The 2,456-nt window shown below is 68.4% G+C and carries 3 protein-coding genes; 1 reads left to right on the forward strand and 2 read right to left on the reverse strand.

Annotation, left to right across the window (positions count from 1 at the left end; all coding sequences use genetic code 11):
- Nucleotides 1-19: 19 nt before the first annotated feature.
- A complete protein-coding gene (locus tag QZV72_RS00200) occupies nt 20-1,120 on the reverse strand; it encodes an iron ABC transporter permease (RefSeq protein ID WP_297003889.1) in 1,101 nt (366 codons plus the stop codon).
- Nucleotides 1,121-1,535: 415 nt separating this feature from the next.
- The gene (locus QZV72_RS00205; RefSeq protein WP_297003887.1) at nt 1,536-1,673 is read right to left on the reverse strand and encodes a hypothetical protein; all 138 of its coding nucleotides are present in this window, start codon (nt 1,671-1,673) and stop codon (nt 1,536-1,538) included.
- A gap of 247 nt (nt 1,674-1,920) precedes the next feature.
- Between QZV72_RS00205 and QZV72_RS00210 the strand changes: the two genes are divergently transcribed.
- The coding region (locus QZV72_RS00210; protein ID WP_297003888.1) for an ATP-binding protein at nt 1,921-2,456 on the forward strand (536 nt) is incomplete at its 3' end.

Genomic DNA, 2,456 nt, shown 5'->3' on the forward strand with positions numbered 1-2,456 from the left:
ATGAGTGCGGGTGTTTTCCTCATGATTCCCTCCGGTGCATACGGTGGACGAGCAGAAGCAGGAACGGTGCGCCGACCAGCGCCGTGATGATGCCGACGGGGATCTCCTGCGGGGCGAGCAGGGTGCGCGCGCCGATGTCCGCCCAGGTCAGTAGCACTGCGCCGAGGAGGGCGGCGACCGGGGTGAGCGCGCGGTGGCGTCCTCCCACGAGACGGCGGGCCAGGTGCGGGACGACGAGGCCGAGGAAGCCGATCGCCCCGGCCATCGCCACGACCGCGCCGACGAGCAGGCAGGACAGGACGATCAGGCCGAGCCGCAGCCGGTCGGGGTTGATGCCGAGGGTCAGCGCGGTCTCGTCGCCGAGGTTGAGCGCGTCGATCCGGGGGCCGAGGAGGAGCAGGATGCAGATACTGATCGCCACGACGACGGCGACGGCGACCAGCGGCCCGGACCAGTTGGCGAGTCCGAGGGAGCCGAGCAGCCAGAACATCACCGAGCGGGACGATTCGGCAGAGTCCGAGGCGAAGACGAGGAAGCTGGTGAGGGCGGACAGGGCGTAGCCGACGGTGATGCCGGCCATGAGCAGGCGGGTGGCGGTGAACCGTCCGGCGGCGCGCGCCACGCCGATGACCAGGGCGGACGCGATCAGTGCGCCGAGGAAGGCGCTGGTCTGCAGGGCGTAGTCGCCGAGAGCATGGTTGCCCAGCGCCGCGGTCGCGCCGGTGCCGACCCCGAGGGTGATCGCCGCTGCCGCCCCCACTGATGCGCCGGAGGAGACGCCGAGGACGTACGGGTCGGCGAGCACATTGCGGACCACAGCCTGGAGGATGACGCCGGCGATCGCCAGACCTGCGCCGACGAGGACGCCGAGGGCGGCGCGAGGTGCACGGATCGTCCAGATGACGGCGTCGTGCCGGGCGAGGTCGGAGGTGCTGGTGCCGGTGCTGGTGCCGCCTGGGTCTCCCGTGCCGCCCGTGCTGCCCAGACCGAGGGCGGTTCCGAAGAGGTGGTGGGAGAGGACGCGGGCGGAATCGGCGGGGGAGACGTGGACCGAGCCGAAGCCGACGCTGAAGATGACGCTGACCAGCAGTGCGGCGGTGAGAGTGAGGATCCAGATGATGGTGCGACGTCGGGATGCCGCGAGGCCGAGGGGGTCAGTGGGGCTGAGGTTGCCGGAGCTGCCGGGGGTCGCGGTTGCTGCGTCGGCGTCGGTTGCGTCCCGGTGCCGTCGGTGGCGGAGCTCGGCGAGGATGGTCACCGCACTGACGCTAGCCCCCGCATCGGCTCAGTTGCACGTTCAATCGACTGTTTGAATGAAGGTTTTACGTGGGGGAAACATGGGGAGGCCGGTCGGTGCCGGCGGCTGCATCCTGACCTTGCATCCTGTGTCCTGAGGTCGGGTCGGTTCTGCTGATTCCGGGACATAACCTCCGGCCGCCAGACACAGGGCCAGGACATCATGGTGACAGCAGACGCGCGGAACACCGTGTCGATCCTGCTCTCGGCCCGGTCGACGGGCAGTGGTTCCCGATCGCTCACACCCGGAGCCGTTCGACCGGCAGTGTGTGCAACTGGTCCTCCACCGGGTAGCCGCAGCTCCCGAGGTGGAGGGCGATGGCCATAACCGCTCCGTCATGACGCTCGAGGACGAGGTCGACCTTCGCCGTTGTCACGGGTGCGCCAGTGCCCGGCTGTCACCGCATCGTCCGTCCACATCGGCGACCGGAAGATCTGGTGGAACATGCAGGTAGCGCGCTACGCTCTGGCGATCAGCCGCACCTCTTTCCGGCAATCTGCCGAAGGGTTCTCCTGCAATCTGCCGAAGCACTCGTCTGCGGTCAGCCGGACGCTGCCCTGCGTTGATGATCGCTGCGATGGACCGCTGAGGCCATGCAACCGAGCCCGTGCACCCCCGGATCCGTGAGCGTCAGCGTCCCTGGCAGAAGGAAGAACATCGAGGACTTCCGACAGGAGCTCGCGTACACGAGTCAGTTCCACAAGCTGTCGGGGCAGACCAGCGTCACCGTCGGCCCACGCGGGATCGGCAAGACCAGCCTGCTGCGGTTCCTCCAGGAGGAAGCTCGCCAGCTGGGTTTCCAGACAGTGTGGGTCACGGCCGGTGACGGGCCATTCTTGGGACCGCTGATCGGGTCCTTCGACCGCCTGTCGAGTGGATGGGGCGGGACCGCCAGGACGAAAGCCAGTGCAGGACGCGCCCTTCAGGACGTCATCACCGGGGCCGTCACAGCGGCCGTCGGCGATGGAGCTGCAGACCTCGTCCTGTTCATCGACGAGATCCAGTCGGCGGACATTGCAGGGCTCAGGGCCTTGGCCTATGCCTGGCAGCACATGCAGTCTGAGGCTGCGGATCTGCCGGCGATCGCCGCAGCGGCCGGGCTGAGCCACTCCCGGGACGTGATCACGGATGCGGTGAGTTTTGCGGAGCGTTTCCGCTA

Origin of the sequence: uncultured Corynebacterium sp., from assembly GCF_902782855.1 — a bacterium.
Taxonomy (GTDB): Bacteria; Actinomycetota; Actinomycetes; order Mycobacteriales; family Mycobacteriaceae; genus Corynebacterium.